Source organism: Streptomyces jeddahensis (assembly GCF_001642995.1).
GTDB lineage: Bacteria > Actinomycetota > Actinomycetes > Streptomycetales > Streptomycetaceae > Streptomyces > Streptomyces jeddahensis.
The window spans coordinates 1-1,364 of sequence record NZ_LOHS01000198.1 but is presented as its reverse complement, the minus strand read 5'-3'; the positions used below and the strand labels follow the sequence as shown (position 1 = coordinate 1,364).

Here is a 1,364-nt window from a genome sequence, read left to right as displayed (position 1 = left end):
TCGCGGCCCATGCTGCCGTACTTGTACCCGCCGAACGGCATGGCGTCGAAGCGGTAGTCGGACGAGTCGTTGATCATCACGCCGCCGGCTTCCAGCAGCCGGGCCGCGGTCAGGGCGCGGTCCAGGCGCGAGGTGAAGATGCCGGCGTGGAGGCTGTAGTCGATGGCGTTGGCCTGCTCGATGGCGTCCTCGAAGGATGTGAACGGCTGCAGCACGACGACCGGGGCGAACACCTCCTCCTGCCAGATCGAGCAGGTCGCCGGGACGTCTTCCAGGACGGTCGGCGTGTACAGGGCGCCGGTGACGGTGTTGCCGCACAGCAGCACCGCGCCCTGGGCCACCGCCGTGTCGACCTTGGCCTGGGTGGCGGTCGCGGCCTGCTGGGTGATCATGGGGCCGACGTCGGTGCGCTCGTCGAGCGGGTCGCCGACGCGCAGCAGTTCGGTGCGGGCGACGAAGGCGTCGCGGAAGCGCTCGTAGACCTCGGCCGCGATCAGGATCCGCTGGGTGCCGATGCAGTTCTGGCCCGCGGCCCAGAACGCGCCGGAGACGCAGGAGGCGACGGCCTCGTCGAGGTCGGCGTCGTCCATGACGATGACCGGGGCGTTGCCGCCCAGGTCCATGGCGAGTTTCTTCAGGCCGGCGGTGCGGGAGATGGCCTCGCCGGTGGCGAATCCGCCGGTGAAGGACACCATGCGCACGTCGGGGGCGGCGACGATCGCGGCGGCGATGCCGGCTTCGCCGTTGACGACGGTGACGATCTCCTCGGGCAGGCCGGCCTCGATGAGGGTGTCGACCAGGCGCAGCGCGGACAGCGGCGTCAGCGCGGACGGTTTGAGGATGACCGCGTTGCCGCCGGCGATGGCGGGGCCGAGCTTGTGGGCGACCAGGTTGAGGGGGTCGTTGAACGGGGTGATGGCGGCGATGATGCCCAGCGGTTCGCGGGTGAACCAGCCCTGCCGTTTCTCCGAGCCCTCATAGGAGTCGAAGGGGATGACCTCGCCGGCGTTGCGCCGTGCCTCGGCCGCGGACAGGGACAGGGTGTTGACCGCGCGGGCGACTTCCTTGCGGGCCTGGGTGATGGTCTTGCCGGCCTCGCTGACGATCAGCTGGGCGAAGGACTCGGCACGCTGCTCGATCAGGTGGGCGGCGCGTTCCAGGACGGAGGCCCTGGAGGCGCGGGACAGCGCGGCCGCGGTGCGGCGCCCGCACCTGGCCTGCTGCAGGATGCCGCCGACGGCGCCCGCGTCGACGGTGGGCACCGAAGCGATGACCTCGCCGGTGTAGGGGTTGAGCACGGGCGCCGTGTTCGCGCCCAGTTCGATGCCGGGGGGTACGACGGTGTCAGACACGGTGAGTCTCCT

At 71.0% G+C, this 1,364-nt stretch carries 1 protein-coding gene; it reads right to left on the bottom strand.

Annotated elements, in window-relative coordinates; all coding sequences use genetic code 11:
• Nucleotides 1-1,352 (bottom strand): aldehyde dehydrogenase family protein (locus tag STSP_RS35295; RefSeq protein WP_067285209.1); only part of this gene is annotated, 1,352 nt, incomplete at its 3' end.
• Nucleotides 1,353-1,364 lie beyond the last annotated feature (12 nt).